19 protein-coding genes are annotated in these 16,302 nt (G+C 35.1%); 6 read left to right on the top strand and 13 right to left on the bottom strand.

The window, feature by feature from the left end:
• Positions 1-5: 5 nt before the first annotated feature.
• The 5 genes from ACXYMZ_RS00510 to ACXYMZ_RS00490 all read right to left on the bottom strand — a co-directional run bounded on the left by ACXYMZ_RS00510 (position 6) and on the right by ACXYMZ_RS00490 (position 2,702).
• Complete coding sequence (locus tag ACXYMZ_RS00510) at positions 6-785, bottom strand: hypothetical protein (RefSeq protein WP_458946387.1); 780 nt, start codon at positions 783-785, stop codon at positions 6-8.
• A gap of 121 nt (positions 786-906) precedes the next feature.
• On the bottom strand, positions 907-1,209 hold the full coding sequence (locus ACXYMZ_RS00505; protein ID WP_458946386.1) for a hypothetical protein: 303 nt from the start codon (positions 1,207-1,209) through the stop codon (positions 907-909).
• Positions 1,179-1,691 (bottom strand): hypothetical protein, encoded by a 513-nt coding sequence (locus ACXYMZ_RS00500; protein ID WP_458946385.1) that lies wholly within the window; start codon positions 1,689-1,691, stop codon positions 1,179-1,181. The genes ACXYMZ_RS00505 and ACXYMZ_RS00500 overlap by 31 nt, the downstream gene beginning before the upstream one ends.
• Before the next feature lie 24 nt (positions 1,692-1,715).
• Positions 1,716-2,003 (bottom strand): hypothetical protein, encoded by a 288-nt coding sequence (locus ACXYMZ_RS00495; protein ID WP_458946384.1) that lies wholly within the window; start codon positions 2,001-2,003, stop codon positions 1,716-1,718.
• Between the two features lie 99 nt (positions 2,004-2,102).
• Positions 2,103-2,702 (bottom strand): TetR/AcrR family transcriptional regulator, encoded by a 600-nt coding sequence (locus ACXYMZ_RS00490; RefSeq protein ID WP_458946383.1) that lies wholly within the window; start codon positions 2,700-2,702, stop codon positions 2,103-2,105.
• A gap of 168 nt (positions 2,703-2,870) precedes the next feature.
• Between ACXYMZ_RS00490 and ACXYMZ_RS00485 the strand changes: the two genes are divergently transcribed.
• Complete coding sequence (locus ACXYMZ_RS00485) at positions 2,871-3,623, top strand: SDR family NAD(P)-dependent oxidoreductase (protein ID WP_458946382.1); 753 nt, start codon at positions 2,871-2,873, stop codon at positions 3,621-3,623.
• Between the two features lie 610 nt (positions 3,624-4,233).
• Here the strand turns inward: ACXYMZ_RS00485 and ACXYMZ_RS00480 are convergent.
• Positions 4,234-4,482, bottom strand: coding sequence for a hypothetical protein (locus tag ACXYMZ_RS00480; RefSeq protein WP_458946381.1), 249 nt, complete (start codon positions 4,480-4,482; stop codon positions 4,234-4,236).
• 423 nt (positions 4,483-4,905) lie between these two features.
• On the opposite strand from ACXYMZ_RS00480, the gene ACXYMZ_RS00475 reads away from it, so the two are divergent.
• Positions 4,906-5,841, top strand: coding sequence for a methyl-accepting chemotaxis protein (locus ACXYMZ_RS00475; RefSeq protein ID WP_458946380.1), 936 nt, complete (start codon positions 4,906-4,908; stop codon positions 5,839-5,841).
• Between the two features lie 210 nt (positions 5,842-6,051).
• Here the strand turns inward: ACXYMZ_RS00475 and ACXYMZ_RS00470 are convergent, their stop codons facing one another.
• Together ACXYMZ_RS00470 and ACXYMZ_RS00465 are read right to left on the bottom strand one after the other, a co-directional pair.
• Entirely contained in the window at positions 6,052-6,408 is a 357-nt protein-coding gene (locus tag ACXYMZ_RS00470; protein WP_458946378.1) for a hypothetical protein, read from the bottom strand.
• 23 nt (positions 6,409-6,431) lie between these two features.
• The gene (locus ACXYMZ_RS00465; RefSeq protein ID WP_458946376.1) at positions 6,432-7,019 is read right to left on the bottom strand and encodes a hypothetical protein; all 588 of its coding nucleotides are present in this window, start codon (positions 7,017-7,019) and stop codon (positions 6,432-6,434) included.
• A gap of 233 nt (positions 7,020-7,252) precedes the next feature.
• Here ACXYMZ_RS00465 and ACXYMZ_RS00460 point away from each other — a divergent pair, with 233 nt between their 5' ends.
• The gene (locus ACXYMZ_RS00460) at positions 7,253-7,798 is read left to right on the top strand and encodes a DUF488 domain-containing protein (RefSeq protein ID WP_458946374.1); all 546 of its coding nucleotides are present in this window, start codon (positions 7,253-7,255) and stop codon (positions 7,796-7,798) included.
• A gap of 669 nt (positions 7,799-8,467) precedes the next feature.
• Here the strand turns inward: ACXYMZ_RS00460 and ACXYMZ_RS00455 are convergent.
• A complete protein-coding gene (locus ACXYMZ_RS00455; RefSeq protein ID WP_458946898.1) occupies positions 8,468-8,545 on the bottom strand; it encodes a putative holin-like toxin in 78 nt (25 codons plus the stop codon).
• Between the two features lie 183 nt (positions 8,546-8,728).
• Here ACXYMZ_RS00455 and ACXYMZ_RS00450 point away from each other — a divergent pair, with 183 nt between their 5' ends.
• Together ACXYMZ_RS00450 and ACXYMZ_RS00445 are read left to right on the top strand one after the other, a co-directional pair.
• Positions 8,729-8,932 carry a hypothetical protein gene (locus ACXYMZ_RS00450; RefSeq protein ID WP_458946372.1) on the top strand — a complete coding sequence of 68 codons (204 nt, stop codon included), beginning with the start codon at positions 8,729-8,731 and terminating at the stop codon, positions 8,930-8,932.
• Positions 8,933-9,092: 160 nt separating this feature from the next.
• On the top strand, positions 9,093-9,383 hold the full coding sequence (locus tag ACXYMZ_RS00445) for an AbrB/MazE/SpoVT family DNA-binding domain-containing protein (protein ID WP_458946370.1): 291 nt from the start codon (positions 9,093-9,095) through the stop codon (positions 9,381-9,383).
• 312 nt (positions 9,384-9,695) lie between these two features.
• On the opposite strand, the gene ACXYMZ_RS00440 is transcribed toward ACXYMZ_RS00445, so the two are convergent.
• Positions 9,696-9,902 (bottom strand): hypothetical protein, encoded by a 207-nt coding sequence (locus tag ACXYMZ_RS00440; protein WP_458946369.1) that lies wholly within the window; start codon positions 9,900-9,902, stop codon positions 9,696-9,698.
• Positions 9,903-10,029: 127 nt separating this feature from the next.
• Positions 10,030-10,896 carry an SDR family oxidoreductase gene (locus ACXYMZ_RS00435; protein WP_458946367.1) on the bottom strand — a complete coding sequence of 289 codons (867 nt, stop codon included), beginning with the start codon at positions 10,894-10,896 and terminating at the stop codon, positions 10,030-10,032.
• 134 nt (positions 10,897-11,030) lie between these two features.
• Between ACXYMZ_RS00435 and ACXYMZ_RS00430 the strand changes: the two genes are divergently transcribed.
• On the top strand, positions 11,031-11,615 hold the full coding sequence (locus ACXYMZ_RS00430) for a TetR-like C-terminal domain-containing protein (RefSeq protein ID WP_458946365.1): 585 nt from the start codon (positions 11,031-11,033) through the stop codon (positions 11,613-11,615).
• 350 nt (positions 11,616-11,965) lie between these two features.
• On the opposite strand, the gene ACXYMZ_RS00425 is transcribed toward ACXYMZ_RS00430, so the two are convergent.
• Both ACXYMZ_RS00425 and ACXYMZ_RS00420 read right to left on the bottom strand, forming a co-directional pair.
• Complete coding sequence (locus ACXYMZ_RS00425; protein ID WP_458946363.1) at positions 11,966-13,015, bottom strand: CHAT domain-containing protein; 1,050 nt, start codon at positions 13,013-13,015, stop codon at positions 11,966-11,968.
• Positions 13,016-13,201: 186 nt separating this feature from the next.
• Positions 13,202-16,288 carry a type I restriction endonuclease subunit R gene (locus tag ACXYMZ_RS00420; RefSeq protein ID WP_458946361.1) on the bottom strand — a complete coding sequence of 1,029 codons (3,087 nt, stop codon included), beginning with the start codon at positions 16,286-16,288 and terminating at the stop codon, positions 13,202-13,204.
• Between the last annotated feature and the right edge of the window lie 14 nt (positions 16,289-16,302).

The raw sequence follows: 16,302 nt of genomic DNA, 5'->3' as shown, positions 1-16,302 counted from the left end.
TTGTCTCACTCTATTTCCCATTCCACCTCAATCTTTCCTCTTAGGTCATCACCTGTGACGACTATTTTATGCTCACCTTCCTTTTCGGCTACAAATTCGTAGGTATGGGTACTTCTTTTTTCATAGTCATTTCTTGTATCTTCTAAAGTCTGCATAGGTACCAAGTTGTTTTTTTCGTCTCTGACATGGTGTCCATGCCCTCCTGCATTTTTTACAGTAATCGCTACAGACGCTTTCACTTTATCTCCTTTTTCTAAATTCAATGGAATTTCATGCTTTCCATTAAAGTATTCGAACGTTGCTGAATAAGAGGAGTCCGTAACTTGTGCATCCCATTGTTCCTTTTCTGTAAAATCGATGGTACTTACGCCAAATAGTAATGGAAAAACGAGGAGAACGAGCCAAGCGAGTTTCTTTTTTCTTTTGAAAAAATAACTGCCGAGAGCATAAATAAATGCACATAATGCACCGACAAATCCAGCAATTATAGCGATTGGATTGAGCCCCACTATTGGGAAGAAAGCTACGAAACCTGCGAGCGTGTGCAAAAGCATGATGTGCGTGGTCGTTAGTTTTTTCCATTTATAATCTACGAAATCGATTAATATTGTAACTAGCAGTGCGTATCCACTGATATAGAGCCAGAACTTGAGATTTGCGATTGTTTTTACAAATTCATAAAGATCAAAGCCCGTGGCAAGGAGTGCGTAGGAACACATGATAAATACTAAAAAGCCTAGTGCTGCGGTTTTGTTTAGTAGGTAGTTTATTGGATTCGACTCCATATGGAAGGCTCCTTTATGAATTTTTATTGGTGAAACATGGGGACGGTTCTCCTGTCTCATTTGTGGATATTGTTAGACTCACCTATCCTATTCAATGCAACACAAGAACCGTCCCCATGTCTCATTTAAATAAGTCTTTGATCTCGGCACTTTCTGCGATGGATTCTTCTTTTGCTAGGAAGGAAAGGATTGTTATTGGTTGATTTTGTTGGGCAGCAGCGTACATTTTGTGGTGACCGTCTACAATGTAATGCGAGAGACACCAATGTTCGGTATGGTTTAGCGTGCCACTATAGTCAGAAGGCTCTTTGATATCTAGGACAGATAAACTCAATGCTGTAGGCGTATTCCCCTCAGATAGTAGTGCTTTATATTTCTCAACCGTTTCTTCCTCTAACCAATTAACAGGAAAAGTCGGGACCATGAACTCAAATAACTTTGAAGTATTCGTTCTTTTGTTAACCCACGGTAATATTTAACTTTAGGAGAGTGTGGTAAGCCCCAAAATCCATCAATTCCCCAAATTTGAACTTGTTCATTGAAAAAATAGTCTTCTTTCGTTCCCAATTCAACGAGTTTAGGAGTTACCTCTATTAATGAAACTTCGTACTCACCAGTCGGTAGAATAGCTGACACCTTAGAAAGTAAGTCATTGTCTAGATTTGTGAGTCCTTGTTCTAGCGTTTTACTAATTTCTCTAGGCGATACACCTGTACTTGCGCCCGGTAAGCGCTCAAAGAAAAATTCACAAGTCCCACAAATATTTCCAATATGAAAAGCTTTTTTTCCCTCAATTGTTAGGTATCTATCCCATGCAGCCCAATGTCCACCACCAGCTGTTTCAAATGCGATTATAGAATTAGAGTCCTCGATTTTCCACTCTTTTTTGTCTATTAATCTACTCAAAAAGACCACGACCTATCTGTTTAATTATTCATCTTCCTTCAATACTTTAATATAATGATGACCTTCTTGATAAGATAATCCAAACGTTTCTATTGCTTTATCCCTTGCCTTTTCTTCCTCACCTGCTTCTATTAACTGCTTGAGTTCATCATCTATCGGATGGCCTGGATGGGGGTTTTCAAGGAGGTTTAACTCTTTAATAACTTGATCCAATTTAAATTGCATTCTTATTGTTCGATTTTCTATTTTATTAACTCTAGTTAAGATAACTCCTAGTAAAATAATAAGTGCGGTAATTATAACGTATTCCATTGACCTCTCTCCTCCTACTTTATCTTGCCTATGATACATTTTCACTTCTAGGCTGTTCAATCAAGGACTGCGACACGAGAACCGTCCCCATGTCTCATTTTATCTTTTCTTTATGTGGATGTCTTTGAGGGAGTATTTAAAGATTTTTACTAATTCGGTGGAGAATTCTTCGGCTGGGATTGGGAAGTCATTCGTGATCCAATCTAGTATCATGCCGATTAATCCGTATGCGTAAGATTTATTTAACAGCTCTTTGTTCACGTCATGTTGTGGATCATCTGTCATCTCAAAGTCTTCCAAGTATATATTGACAAACATCTCTATTAATTGTCTTTGAAAATCTATTTGTAAATGATTGCTTAGAAGAATCTTGTAATATTCACCATACTGTTCAAAATGACGCAGAATATATATTGGCTCATTTTCTAGCTCTTGAACATCTATAGAATCTTCATTAATATAGGAAGTTCGTTGTGCAGCTTGAGCTTCTTTAAATAAATAGTAAATGATTTCGTTTAATAAATCGTCTTTTTCCCTGTAATGGACATAAAATGTTCCTCTACTGTAACCAGCAAAATCAATTATTTCTTTAATTGTGATTTGTTCATACTTTTTTTCTTTCAACAATTCAAATAATGCATGATACAAGTCTTTTTTTGTGCGTTGGACTCTTTTATCTAAGAATTGAAATTCTACCATATATCTTCCCTCACAATTTTTTTATACATATTTGTATATTATGTCTGGAAATGAACAGATTACACTATTCTATACATCGATATAATTATACAACTTTAGTACACTTAAGGGTGAGTAAAGTACTTTTCATTGTAAGTGCTTTCAATCAAATATATAGGGGGATTTAGAATGAGTAGATTAAAAGGTAAGGTCGCAATTGTAACTGGAGCTGGTGGTGGACAAGGGGCAGCTGAAGCTACTTTATTTGCTCAAGAAGGCGCAAAAGTTGTTGCTACTGATATAGCATTTGAGAATGTACAAGAAGTTGTAAATAAAATTAATGAGGCTCATCCTGGAAGTGCAATTGCTCTTAAACATGATGTATCTTCAGAAGAAGAGTGGATAAATGTAGCCAAGGAAGCTATTGAAGCATTTGGTAAAATTGATACACTCGTGAACAATGCTGGTATTCTTGCAACGAAACCACATCAGGAAACAGATATTAACTATTGGAATACTGCATTAAATATTAATGCTTTTAGCCAATTTGTAGGTATGAAAGTAGTTGCTCCATATATCAAAGAAGCTGGTGGCGGATCGATTGTAAATATTGGTTCGATGGCTAGTATTGATAATTCTGGTGGGTTTAACGCTTATACAGCAAGTAAAGGTGCTGTTGAAGCTCTAAGTCGTGCAGCAGCTGTACAATTTGGGCCAGATAAAATCCGCGTGAATTCTGTTCACCCAGGAGCGATTGCTACGAAAATGTTTACGGACACCATTACTACAGACGAAGCAACTCAAGCAGTTATTGGTATGATCCCTCTTCGTAGAATAGGCGAACCTATCGATGTAGCGAAACTTGCTTTATTCTTAGCAAGTGACGACTCGGATTACATCTCTGGTACAGCACAGATTATTGATGGTGCAATGCGATTATAAGAATGGTTTGGAGATAAAGAATAGGCTATTCCTTCTTCCATCTTTAATCTATAATTTTATTTAATAATTTCAGGGTCAGTCCCGCACTTTTTAACGTATTAGAGTGGCGAGGGACTGACTCTTTCTATTCATTTAGTGTATATTTAATAACTATTTTTAAAGCACCATCATCATCCATCAATCTCAATATCCCTTCTTCCGATATTACTCGATCTAGTTTGAATTAGATTTTTTTGTTAAAAAAGGATCTTAATTGTCTGGTTAAATACGGCGCCAAACTGTTCTACTTATTATATCTACAATACTACGATATAAATAATGCGACTTCAATTTACCGTCTTCACCCAACCACGCCAAATCCCCTCAGAAACTTCATCTTCACAGCACCTGTTGGGCCATTTCTTTGCTTGGCTACAATCACTTCCAGTTCATTCTTCTGGTCACTATTTCACACGTAATAATCGTCGCGATAAAGAAAAGTAATGACGAAAGAACATTTGGTGCCTCTCTCAAGGTAAAAATCCTGTGATTGATTGTTACCTTTTGTGCAAAAAAACCACGGGAGCACAAGTCTTTTAAGTGTTCTCGTAGTTTTTTAAGCGGATATTCATTACGAATACAGTCCAGTGCCAGTTAATTTTAATAAGGTATGAACGATATACTTTTTACCTTCCTCAACATATACAAAGTCTTCTTTCAGCCTTGTTTGTTTATTTACCATTATTTTTTCTATTTCTGACAAAGTAATTTTATCTGCATTTTGCATATTATATATTTCAGCAACTTTTTCTTTCTCAATAATCCCATAAAAATTAGTAAGAGAAATAATATAGTCCGTGATAAGAATGATGGATAGCACTCCTATTTTAAACTTAGATACCTGTGACCCGCTAGGTTAAGGCTTTATGTTATGTGGTACAGATAACTTTCTCTCTACTTAAAATAACATTATTGGATTGAATGTCTTAATTTTTTCTCTATTTTTCTCCTTATGGTTCTAGACAGCAGAATGCAAAATAATTTCCTGCAACACGAGAACCGTCCCCATGTATCATCCACAAAATGTATAATGTTCTAGGTAGATATGTATAATGTTTTAGTTTTTTCGTACAAATACTCTTATAAAATGGGGGATGTCACTAATATTTTGTATAACTTATTACAAAATACAGAGTAAACATTTGACAAAACATATTAATTCCCTTAATAATGATATTAGCGAATTAGAATCGAATATTAACTTTCTAGCTTTTTAATACTTTTATACATAGGAGATTTAATAATGATGAAACTTGACTATCCATCCAATACATCTTTATCCAGTACGCAAGTTTTAAATAAAGATGCGGTACTTGCTGCTTTAGAACAATCATTAGCTATGATTGAATTTGATCCACAAGGAAATGTCATTTGGGCAAATCATAATTTTGCGAATGCGATGGGTTATGGTGTAGAGGAGTTGCTTAACGCACATCATCGCCAATTCTGTATACCAACATTTACGCAAAGTCTGGAATACGATAGATTTTGGAAAGATTTACGAAATGGGAAGTCTTTTCAGGAAAAGATACAACGAGTGACGAAGCAAGATGAGATTATTTGGTTGGAAGCTACTTATACACCTGTTTTTGATGAATACAATAAAGTGCAAGCTATTATTAAAGTTGCGACAGACATTACCGCACGTGAAAATTGGACGACGAAGGTAACACTTGAACTACAGGAAATGGCAGAAGTTCTTAAGAATCGTGTAGATGAAGGGATCGCGCGTAGTCAAGAGGTCACTACTGCTATAAACCAAGTAATTGAACAAACTACCGATAACAGAGAGGTTTTGCAGACACTTATTAATCAGACGGATACGATTCACGGTATTGTGAAAACGATTAGTGATATTGCTTCACAAACAAATTTATTAGCTTTAAATGCAGCAATTCAAGCAGCTCATGCTGGTGAACATGGACGAGCATTTAATGTTGTCGCTGAAGAAGTAAGAAGGTTAGCAACTCAATCGAAGGAAGCAACCCAAGAGGTAAATTCTAATGTCGGAAAAATTCTCGAACAAGTACAAAATATAAGTACAGGGACTAACGTTTCAGAAAAGATTATTTCTGATTGCCATTCCCGTATTGAACAAGCAGTTCATGCATTTATTGGTATTGGAGAATCGGCTCGTCAGCTAGATGTACAGGCTAAAACTTTGGTGGAGCAGATATAGTATATTGTCTAGCATGTCCCTTAGTTAGCTTTTTGTATGATTAGATTTTTCTAATTCAAAACAAATCAAAAATGACATACGACTTAGCTATAAATATGTGTGATTTTGCTGATAGAATGATAGATTTTCACATAGTTTAAGATAAGTCGTATGTAAGATAGGATAAAAGGAAAACGGGAATGAATTTTAGTTTATATACTAAACAACTACTTACGAATATAACCCAGTACCAGTCAATTTTAATAAAGTATAAACAATATACTTCCTACCTTCCTCATCATCTTCAAAAACTAATTCATCGAACGTGTAATTCCTCTCTCTAAAAAAGGTATGCCACTTGCCATCTTCCTTGTAATAATGAAAACCTTCTGCTGATGAATGCTTACTTGTTGTTTCGCTCTCAGGGATGCCGTGGATTAAAGTGTAGGCATATACCTCTTCTTTACTAACGGTAAAGACTTCAGAGTAACTATGGTTCAGCAAATTTTTGACCCCTAACGTTTCACAGGCAAAACCTAATGGATTCCCGTACAATAATACTTTTATTTGCGTTTCTTTATCTATCAATAATATCAGCTCCTAATAGAACATTAATCTTCCCAATAAAAGATAGCATCCCAAATTAAATATTCATGGGGATCTCTATGGAGTGTTGGAATATATGCTTCAAAGGGTAAACGTGGGGTAACATCTTCTTTTTGTAAAATAGTGTAATGATGCTTCAAAAATGTCCGCTCAATAATCGACTTTAGTGTGGTAAATCTTTCAGGGATTTCTAAGTCAACTGGCTCGGAGAAGAATGTTTTCGCTCCGTTTAATGATTCACCTGTTTCGATTCGAATTGTGTTGGATTTAAAACCAGTTCCAATTAAAATAACAGGAGATTGTAAACTTATATCAACGATTAAACCTTCTTTATCAAATGTACGCATTCCGTTTTTTTCACTGATTTCTACTTCATCATCGGTATAAAAAAACCATTCTACATACGAGGCATAGCCGCTCCCAAAATGTAATAGATCAGGTTCACAATGAAGATTGGGCATGCGCTCAAATTCTGCACGAATCATTTTTAAATAATTGAGTACTGCTTGTTGATCGTCTGTGATGTAAGGGTATATTTCGCCGATCATCTTTCCGTCGATTAGCGATTTTAGTTGATCATTGGAGAATAACATTTGTTCACCTTCTTTTTTGTGAGATATGAGCTTATTTTTAAACGTTTTATTTGTTGTAGTTATTATTTCATATATTAGAAAGGAAGACCATCATAGTCTTCGACTTAGGATCCCTTCCTCACTCATTTAAATTTCCACATAAAATGCATGCAGAATTGAGAATAAGGGTAGAAGTTGAGTATATCTTAACAATAAATCCACACCAACATAATTGGTTTAAGGAGGTTTGCTAAATGGATATTTATACCATTGGCCATTCCACTCATTCAAAAGAAGCATTTTTGCAGATGTTACAACAAGAGGATATCGAAGTTTTAGCAGATGTTCGTGCGTTTCCTGCGAGCAGGAAATTTCCACAATTTCACCAAAAAAACTTTGAAGTTTGGTTGGCTGAAGCGGATATCCAATATGAGCATTTTCCATTACTAGGTGGTAGACGAAGAAAATCACAAGAAATTCAAGAAGAACTAAATAGCCAATGGAATAATCCTTCTTTTCATAATTATGCTGATTACACATTAACTGCAGACTTCGAAAATGGAATTAAGAATTTAAAAAGAATAGCAAGCAAGAAAAAAACAGCTATATGTTGCTCGGAAAGACACCCCTCCAGATGCCATCGCTTACTAATTAGTAATTGGCTAACAGCTAAAGATTGGAATGTCTATCATATTATCAACCAAGGTGAAGAAATCATTACTTCTGTTCATGAATTGGGAGAGTGGGGTGCTATGCCGATTTTGGAGGAGGATGGGACGGTGGTTTATCCGGATATTTAAAGGAAGCAACCCTAGAAGTAGATTCTATTGTAAAAAATCCTCGAACAAGTATAAAATATTATTACAGGAACCTACGGATTCAAAAAAGAATATTATCGACGAGAAGATTTTTGCTATTCTAAATTAAAAATTGGAATGAGCCTGTGCTCACTCCAACAATTAAAATAAACAATTTAATTTAAAACATATTGAAAAAATAAAAGAGGAATTCCTAATTTATCTCTTTAGTTCCTAACCAATTGATATGCCGTCCGATATATATGTGGGGGGTGTTAAACTATCTACATTGAAATTTGATATTCTATTATAATCCATATTAGAAAAAGTATCACTTTTCCCTGCAAAAGTACCATTCATTGTTGTTACATTTATACCATCACCCATAAAAGCTTTATTACACTAAAATTTTATAGCACAAAACGAACGTAGTTTCCCACACTGAATATATATTTTTTAATTGAAAGGCCGTAAAATACCCAGAGGCCCACGAAAATAAGGTTTATTTTCATCTGAATATAGGGTATACTTTAATTAGAAAGTAATAGAATAAGAAAGAGCCCCTCATGCTGGTACATGAAGGACTCTAGCGTGTAACAGCCCTTTAAGGGGGCGACTCGCTAAATGAGTGAAAAAATAACTACCCAGTTGCTTGTCCAGCTGTATGGGTGGTTATTTTTTATTAGACATTATCGTCGCAATCAACGCTCCAAAAACAAGCATTAAATAAATTGTTTCGAATACTGTCATAGACATCGCCTCCTTTCCTATGAAAAAGAAAGAAAGCGAGTCACCACCCATAAAAGCTTTATTACACTAAAAACATTATAACATAATGAGAACATGAGTTCCTGGTTTTAACTCAGACTTTTCAGTTTATTATTAAAACTTAAGGGTAAACTCTATATAATTAAATAAAAGGCAGGTGGTTCGATGACGAAGAAAAAATTGATTATCTATGCATTTCTCGGCGTCCTTACCGGAATGGTAATGAGTAATCTATTCCCGCCTGATTTTCATGGCATTTTTGGTGAACCTACAGCTTTTAGTAAGACGCTTGTTACAGTGATCGGCGTATCGCTTATTCTATGCATTACAATTCCGCTCACCAGATACTACAATAAATTAGAAAATTAACGAATCTGCTTATTAAACATGGAGTTTTTTATTTTTAGGTGCGGTTATTAGTCATTTATTTTTCTTTGAATTAGGTATCATCTGTTATCATTTGTACGAATATTAATATAATAGGACTATGATTTTCAGAAAATAAGAAACCATAAAAAATGAGCATATAATGTCTGTTAAAGAGCGATTAACAATTCAAAAAAGAGGACAAATCACTTTACCAAAATCATTTATAGAAAAATTTGATTTACAGGAAAGAGATTCACTGGAGTTAGAAATCAGTGATAATGGGGATATTACGGTTGTACCTGTGGTTCAAATTCCTGCAAGTCAAAAATGGTTTTGGTCGGAAGAGTGGCAGAAAGGTGAACGGGAAGCAGAAGAAGATATTAGTCGTGGCAATGTGAAGAAATTTGATGACGTTCATGATCTTATTGCAGAATTAAAAACCGATGATTGAGTGAATAAAATGAAAGGATACCACAATCCCGACTGATGGGAATTGAGTGCTGATATAGATTAAAGAATAACTTTTGAATCTAATAGGTCAAACACACTGATACTCCGTAATTGTGGTCACCATGATCCTACATTAAAGAACCCGTAAGATTCCTTAAAACAAGTCAATGCTCCTTTATTCAAAAACGATATTTGAGTCAGCTCTTCGCCACTCTAACATATTAGTGTAGTGGAGGGCCCACACCTTTCTCTGGTCCAAAATCATCTACAACTAAAATTGCGTTCTTTAACAACTATAATTGTCTGTTTCTCATCAATATCGATATTCTAGTAGGAAAATACCGTTAAAGGAATTCATACAAGCGGTAGTAGCAGCTATTGTATTTACATTAGTTACAATTCCTTTTGTTAGGGATTTCTTTTTCCGTAATCGTTTAAGAAAGTTACATTTCGTACGTTTCGTCAATGCAATCACAGATTTAATCGTTTTTCCTGTATTTGGTTCTTCTGCTAAACTCAAATCAAATGAATAGTCGAAAAATAGGAATTCTCATAATTACTAATTAACCTAAAAGCCTTATCACGCATTAATTATGAATGGAGACAAAATATTATTTTGTCTCCACTTTTTTTACCCGCTATTAAATTTAAATCTCTTTTTCGTTCAGTGATTGAATATCATAAAATGCATCTTTTCCATAACTAATGTTTAAGTCCTGACCACTAATATAGCTCGCCATTTTACTGCCTAAAAATACTAATGGATAGCCCATTTCCTCTGAACTTGCACGTCTACCATTCCAAGCGCTAAGGTACATTTCATCAATTGATTGGACACCATCAATTTCTACTCCAGTTTGAGCGGCCCCTTGTTCTGCAGCTTCAGCAAAATCTTTTGATAGCCCAGTTTCTGTATTGCCTGGACTTATACTATTGATTCGAATTCTTCTATCTATATATTCTTTAGACCAAACTTTAGATTTTACATAGGCAACAAGTGCTTTCTTTGCAAATGAATAGTTATGTTGTTCTTCAACAAACTCTAGATTTTCTTCTACCCATTTTGTTGCGCCTTCAAAACCATCTGTTTCTAACAGTTCGCTAATACTGTTCCAACTTTTTTCCCAACCATAACCGCCATCAGAAGCAATGAATGTAACAGAACCATTATCAACGATTCGTGGAAGAAGTTTCTCTGCCAAGTAACGTTGAGAAATAAAGTTAACTTGCATTACAAGTACTCCTTTACCTGGCCATCCGGCGATACCATGGCAACTAAATACAGCATCAATTTCACCAGGGAGATCATTTATTGCAACATCAATTTCATCTTTTTTAGACATATCGACTTTAAAGGATTTTGTTACTGGTAGTGTGACTTCATTCATATCAAATGCATAAACATTCGCACCTAACTCTATCAAAAATTCTGTAGCAGCTTTTCCCATTCCTGAAGCTGCCCCAGTAATCACCACATTTTTTCCTTTATAACCGAACAGTTGTTTTAGATCCATCTACTATTCCTCCTTAGTTAAAATGTAAACGCTTTATTTTTAATTACATATTAAGTATAGTTAGAATAATACAATAGATAAACCAACAAAAGGATTGACGTTTGTTGGGCAAATACACGGAATTGGTGATAAAAATGAAGAAAACAGCAAAACATAAAATCAAACAGGCTCTTGTCTTCCTATTACAAACTGATTCTTTTGAGACTATAACCATTACCGATTTGGTAAATACTGCTAATATTAATAGGAGTACTTATTATTACCATTATTATAGGATAGAAGAAGTATTGAAAGAAATTAAGATGGAGTGTATTCATGACTTGGTTGAATCGATTAAGTCACCTTATAAAAATAAGATAATTTTTGAGATAAATCAAGATGTCCTTCCATCTTCAATTAACTTGTTCAATCACGTTTATCAAAAAAGGAAATTTTACAAAGCCCTTTTGAATAGTGACTTGGCTTATTCTTTCCAAAATGATTTTATAGATGTAATCGTAGAACTTTTTCAATACGATTTTAGGCCTGTGGAATCTAATGAGGGTATATTCAACAAGTTTTATAGTAACTTCAATGCGTATGGAATATTTTCTATGATTGTAGAATGGGTCGAAAATGACTTCTCTCAATCCCCTTACTCCATGGCAAAGCAATTGACTAATATTCTTTATCATAAACCAAAAGTTATTCGAGCTAACTTTCATGATGTGAAAAATTAAACTCTAAATTATACAACATTAATGTGCTTTTCATTGATTGCTAGTGATAGTTGAAAATCAAATATCCTTTTGTTTTTAACAACTAATTCTGGTAGTTTTATTAAAATAAAAGTCACTTTAGTCTTTGTAATTTATATCACGATGGAAACGAACACCGTAACCGATTATGAGATTTCATTTATTGATTGAGAGGCATAGGTGTAAATACTTGTCCATGTTAAAATCAAATTTACTCGTCAATAAAAGTTTCGATTCTAGTAATAATAATTTAATAACTTTAAATGATATTAACCCTTATTAATGAGGTGACTCCATTTCGTGTTCTGCTAATTTTAACAATAAAATAATTGTTAAGGTTTCACTATAATTAGCTCATTAGGATTAATTCCATCCTTTATATATAATTCTGGTGTATCTTCTTCCTTAATACCTTCAAGCATTAGAGCAGATTTCCCTTGTTCGAATGCCTTTTTAACTGACATCCCAAACCCTATAGCAGAATAAAAATAAGCGGCAAAGACTCTAGCGGCTGTATCACCTATAGTTGTTTTCATTCCTATGGCCGAATCAACATGCTCTACTACCGCTTGCGCTTGGCCATAAGAGAAACAAGTATTAAAAAATACCAATTTAATTTTATCTGATGTACTCATCATTGTTTGAACAAGTGCATCTTTGGAGACAAACTTTGCATTACCTTGATCATCTTGGAATACAATTTCATCATCGTCAGTTCCATGGCCACTAAAATGAATAATAGTAGGGTTTTCCTCGTTAATTGCTTGCATTACATCTAGTGCTCTAGTAGCCCATCGAGTTTCAAAAGATACAGCATCTCTATGTTCTGATTTCCTAATCATTTCTTGAATGTCTCTAGCTTCCTCATCCAATCTTAATGATGAGATGTTTAACGGATTGGAAGCCATAAACAATACAGTAACTTTCTCTGGTAAATTTTTTAATTCTTTCAATGTCTTACTTGTATCTCGATGTATTTCACTGTGTCTATCCAGCATTCCACTAACCTCCTTCATACGTTTTTCATTATCAGCTAGTCTCTTTCTTTCAGTAGTATCTCTTTTCTTTTGCTCACGCTCAACTTTACGACCTAACTTTCTTTCTTCAGAGCTTATATCGCCTTCAATTTTTACTATTTTCTTATCAAGTTCAGCAACCTTTTTCTCAATACCTGCCAATTTCTTCTCTTCTCGCTCAATTTCTTTATGTTTAGAATTTATAGTTGAAATAGACTTTGTCCTACCAATAGTAGCTTGAGCAGACAAAATTTTCTTCTTTATTGAAGGTACTTTATTGATTTCATTAGCTCTAGCAGTTCTAATTCTCCCTAATTCTATCTTCTTCCTCTCAATTTTCCTTCTATACATTTCAACTTGTGACAATTTACTACCCCTCCTTAAATTCAATTTTGTTACTAATATTATACACAAAAAAATCACTAAAGCAAACAAATGTTCCCTTAATAGACACTAAAAAGACAGTCCTTTTAATTTAAGACCAGAACTGCCTTTTACTTTTTATTCTTTAGTTATCGATTGAACAATACCATTATAACGTAGAACATTTTCTTACTTAAACTTTCTCTTCAACTTCGGTACAATCTCAGGCAACGCCTTCATTAAAGCCATATTATGTTCCAACAAATTACTAGCCTTTTGATCCTTTATCGAATTATAATCAACTGTTCTAGTTATATCATCAATATAAGGAATCTCAGTCGGATTTGCGCTGGAGTATGCTCCTACCGACTTCTCAAAAATCACTCCATCAATTCCCCACTCTGCTGAAATTTGATAAATTTCCTTGCGCAGCTTATTTCGTTTCCATTCCTCATATGCTTCATCAAAATTCACTGCACTTGATACATGTCCTGGCTCGAATTCCTCAACGACAAACTGCTTAAGCAACTCAGCCTGTTCATGATCACCGAGGTTACTCAACTCTTCAATATGTTGGTAAATCAACCGCATTGTTTCTGGATCAGCTGTTTGTTTTCCGTCTTTAGCAACTGCCTGCTCACCAAGCAATTGAATGATATAATGTGCATCGATTCGTTGTGTCCCTGCAAGTTTTGCTTCACCTAAGGGTAATACTGGTAACTCATCATCTGGAGGAACATCATCATCTCTTGTTAGATTTCGATAAGCCCCCACATAGCGCATCCACTCATGCTCCGTTACACCAAAGGCTTCATCTACCCAGGCAAACTCATAATACTGTTGAATTGTGTTTAATTGGCTATTCGCATTTTTAAAAGCTTTGACAAAGTTTTCTTTCGCTTCTTCATCTCTCTCTAATGCTTGCCATGAAGTTGGATCTTTTAAAATTTCCATCACTTCTTGTGAGGACTGCACGAATTCATCAACTGCTTCAGGATATGGCGCTACAATTGCTCGACTACTCTTCCCTCCACTACCATATAAAATCAATGCATCATTTACGGTCTGCTCCGTGATTCTTGGATATTGGAAGTTTACAATCGAGCCAAATTCCTTCTCTTTCCCATAAATACGGTTCGTTCGTGAATAAGCTTGAATTAATCCTTGTAAAGCTAGCGAGCGATCCACGTATAACGTATTAATATATTTAGAGTCATAACCAGTTAAAAGCTGATCCGCAACAATAACAAGGTCTATATTTTTCGGATTTCGTCCACTTCCACCACGTGTTGCACGTTCAACGACATCTTCATAATAGGCGTCTTCCCCACGACGTTTATCACCATAAGTATATTCAATACCAGTAAATGACGCATAATCTTTAAACATTGTCTGAATCAATTCTGGATCAGTAGGTTTTGTGTCTGCATCTGTCCCAAAGCTAAATGTCATTGCTACGTTAATTGCAATATCATCTCGCTCTGCTAACTGCTTTTTAAATTCTTCGAAGTATTGAAGCACACGATGTTTAAATGCAACCGTTAAAATCGCATTGAATAATTTCTGCTGTGACTGATATTCCCAGTTATTTAAGATTTCTTCAACAACTCTTGGTATATGAGTCTCATCATGATAAAACAATATTTTTCGGTCTTTTGCTTCGATTTCAACTGCTAAATCAGGCAACTGAAAAACTTCTCGCTCGATTTCTCTTACGGCTGTATCTGGTTTTTCAGCTTGTTTATATTCTACAATTTTCTCGCGTAACGTATCATAACTCTCAAATTCACCTGTATTGATATAGTCCACATGAAAACCTAAAACGTTTTTATCCGCAATAGCTTCATCAATAGTGTAACTATGCAATTCTGGTCCAAAGAGTTTTTCCGTAGTATTAATGAGTTCACTCTTCTCGTTAATCATTCCAGAAACTTTATTCTCATCGAACAAAGGCGTACCAGTAAACCCATAAAATAGCCCGTTTTTCTTAAAGTAATTTCGTATTGTTACCATCATGTCGCCCATCGTTGTACGGTGAGCTTCATCAATGATAAACACAATTTTCTTATCTGCTAAACTGTCATCTTGTGCTTCCGTTAAATCCTTCACAAGATTATTTAATTTAAATGTTGTCGTGACAACAATCCCTGTATTAGCAGATGATAATAGCTTACGTAATTGATACGTATGTGCAGTATCATCCACGTTCACAGATTCATATTCTGCATAAGCTTTGAAGTTATCACTTGTACGGCTATCAAGTTCTCTTCTATCTACTAAGAATACAACATTATCAAACCCTGCTCGTGTGGATAAAAATAACGCTGTTTTAAAGCTCGTAATCGTTTTACCAGATCCTGTTGTATGCCAGATAAATCCACCATGCGGAATCTTATCATCATTGTCCCAACCAAGTGCTGCACCTTCAACTGCTTGCAAGGCATGTACTTGATAAGAACGCAGTAACATATGCTTTCTATTCTCTTCATCTTTCGCTTCGTCAATAACTAAATAATCCCCAACCATTTGATGTGCCATCGGAATCATTAAGAAATGACCGATGACCTCTTCCCAATTATTGATTGCTTGATTCTCTTTATTTGCCCAATGGAAAACAAAGCTGGGATTAAACGCTTTAATCGACTTTGGTGTTGCAAAATAGCGCGTAGCAACTTCTGACGTCATCACCATCATTTGTGAAAATGCCATAAAGTTATTCACATATTCACCGTCAGCATAATAACGTTTGAACTGGTTATATGCTTCTTCTAGCGTCTTATCAGTACGCTTTTGTTCAATGTTGATGAGAGGAAGACCATTAATGAGTAAAACAATATCAAAACGATTTCCGTTCGCTGACTCCACTTCTCTTGCGACTTTATAACTTGAATCTCCACCACGAACTTGTGCCTTTTTAAAGATGGTTAAAGTAATTTGTTCGCGAGTTACTTCTGGATTTGAATCTCGATAGATTCCATCAATCTTTCCTGTTGATTGTTCCATTGCTAATATTTTAGCCGCTTCATAGCTGTTATCGATTTGCGAAACTTTCGTCATAACTTGTTGAAATTCGTTATCTGTTAAGGGAACCGTTTCTAGAACATCAGCATTCATGCGGTTTAATTCCTCACGCCAATGGTTGACAAGGTCTTGTACAGTTACCTTTTGTTTGTTTCCATCAAGATAACCTGGTGCTGTCCATTTATATTGTTCTAGTTTTGCAACGAACTTATCTTGAAAGGATTTTTCAGCTGCATTCTTACGTCCATTACTCATTCGATAGCCTCCTC

This window comes from Oceanobacillus sp. CAU 1775 (genome assembly GCF_054482815.1).
This window is presented reverse-complemented; position numbering and strand designations above follow the sequence as displayed.

Coding starts and splice junctions, on each gene's coding strand:
- ACXYMZ_RS00510 (WP_458946387.1), bottom strand. CDS start 785: ATGGAGTCGAATCCAATAAACTACCTACTAAACAAAACCGCAGCACTA.
- ACXYMZ_RS00505 (WP_458946386.1), bottom strand. CDS start 1,209: ATGGTCCCGACTTTTCCTGTTAATTGGTTAGAGGAAGAAACGGTTGAG.
- ACXYMZ_RS00495 (WP_458946384.1), bottom strand. CDS start 2,003: ATGGAATACGTTATAATTACCGCACTTATTATTTTACTAGGAGTTATC.
- ACXYMZ_RS00490 (WP_458946383.1), bottom strand. CDS start 2,702: ATGGTAGAATTTCAATTCTTAGATAAAAGAGTCCAACGCACAAAAAAA.
- ACXYMZ_RS00485 (WP_458946382.1), top strand. CDS start 2,871: ATGAGTAGATTAAAAGGTAAGGTCGCAATTGTAACTGGAGCTGGTGGT.
- ACXYMZ_RS00475 (WP_458946380.1), top strand. CDS start 4,906: ATGATGAAACTTGACTATCCATCCAATACATCTTTATCCAGTACGCAA.
- ACXYMZ_RS00465 (WP_458946376.1), bottom strand. CDS start 7,019: ATGTTATTCTCCAATGATCAACTAAAATCGCTAATCGACGGAAAGATG.
- ACXYMZ_RS00460 (WP_458946374.1), top strand. CDS start 7,253: ATGGATATTTATACCATTGGCCATTCCACTCATTCAAAAGAAGCATTT.
- ACXYMZ_RS00455 (WP_458946898.1), bottom strand. CDS start 8,545: ATGACAGTATTCGAAACAATTTATTTAATGCTTGTTTTTGGAGCGTTG.
- ACXYMZ_RS00450 (WP_458946372.1), top strand. CDS start 8,729: ATGACGAAGAAAAAATTGATTATCTATGCATTTCTCGGCGTCCTTACC.
- ACXYMZ_RS00445 (WP_458946370.1), top strand. CDS start 9,093: ATGTCTGTTAAAGAGCGATTAACAATTCAAAAAAGAGGACAAATCACT.
- ACXYMZ_RS00435 (WP_458946367.1), bottom strand. CDS start 10,896: ATGGATCTAAAACAACTGTTCGGTTATAAAGGAAAAAATGTGGTGATT.
- ACXYMZ_RS00430 (WP_458946365.1), top strand. CDS start 11,031: ATGAAGAAAACAGCAAAACATAAAATCAAACAGGCTCTTGTCTTCCTA.
- ACXYMZ_RS00420 (WP_458946361.1), bottom strand. CDS start 16,288: ATGAGTAATGGACGTAAGAATGCAGCTGAAAAATCCTTTCAAGATAAG.